We start from the raw sequence: 1353 nt of genomic DNA on the forward strand, positions 1-1353 counted from the left end.
ACGATCGTGCAGGCCATCCTCGTCCTGCACCACGTCGAGACCAACCGCTACGCAGGATGAAAACGGCTCAATGGTCGGTGTTCAGGCGGAGCCAGCAGGAGGACCTCTGCCGCCGGTCGGAAGCCGTAAGAGCACCTCGGGCCTACGCCGCCCAAGCGGTGGTCCACGAGGCCGCGAGATCGCGAAGCGGGTCGCCGGCGCAAAGAGCCTGCGAGCGGCGATACGGTGCGGTCATCGCGCAGGCCGAAGCGCCCGAGGTGGAGAGCCTACCCTTGTGCTGCGGCGAGAAGCCGCCCGGGCGGGCCGGTCAGCCGCTGGTTCTCGCCTGCCAACTCTGCAGCAACTCCCCGACCTATTATCGGCGGGACGAACGGGCACGGTCTCCTGTGCCCACTTGTGATCGAGGGCTCGCCAGACCCAAGGCTCCCAAGGAGTGGACTCGGCTGCCGGTCCGCTCCCCTGCGGACCTCCCGTCACACCTTCCGGGCCCGATGCTCTGCCGCTGGAAGACAGCGGCAAGGCCTTCACCCGGAGCAACATCCAGCCGGTGCGGCTGCGGAGAGGTCGACCGGCCCGCGTCGGCAGCCACAGTCGCGGGCCGCCGGGCAGCTGCAACGGCAAGCCCACGTGGTAGCCATCCTCCGACGGCACTCGATCATTTGCATCAGGTACAAACCCGGCCCGATGTCGACCAGGTATCCACGATCGCCGTTAGGGAAGAACTGCGACTGGGCACGTAGATGGGCGTCGCCGGCCACCCTCTGCCGGCGCGAGCCCGACATAGCTTGCGCCGGCAGAGGTCCAAATGGCTATCGGCCACCACGCCGGTTGACACCTCAGAGCGTGTCGTTGCCGACGGAGTAGCAGCCGTGGAAGTAGCGCACTCCGTGGGTGCGGTGGAAGGTGGCCGGGAGCCGGTCAGGCCCGCCCTGCCTGGCCCAGCAGGCCCGGCAGTCGGGCGGGTGCTGAGCGGGCCGAACTCGTCGAAGGCGAAGGTGCGGTCGGGGCACTCGTGGAGGGCGTACTCGATCCGGTCCAGCTTGGCGTCCTTGTCCGGGTCGGTGGACTCCTTCCACGTCTTGGTCCGTTGAAAGGTGATCTGGTGTCGGATGAGCAGGCACCGCAGGGTCTCCCGGCCGATGCGTATGCACCTCCCCGGGGGCTCTGCGCAGGTAGGCGGCGAGTTTCCGCACCGTCCAGCGCGTGAACGGCAGGCCGAGCAGGCTGGGGCGGGTGGTGGTCGCCTGGATGACGAAGTCCTCGTCGTCACGGTCGAGCAAACGGGGACGGCCTCCCGCCCATTAGGGTCCAGACAGGCCAGCCCCTTCTCGTTGAACTTGTGGACCACTTCGC

Annotated in this window: 1 pseudogene; it reads right to left on the reverse strand. The window is 68.1% G+C overall.

What is annotated here, in order from left to right:
- Positions 1-839: 839 nt before the first annotated feature.
- A pseudogene (locus tag FXF52_RS43760) lies at positions 840-1353 on the reverse strand (helix-turn-helix domain-containing protein); the annotation flags it as partial.

Origin of the sequence: Micromonospora sp. MP36, assembly GCF_008119785.1 — a bacterium.
GTDB lineage: Bacteria > Actinomycetota > Actinomycetes > Mycobacteriales > Micromonosporaceae > Micromonospora.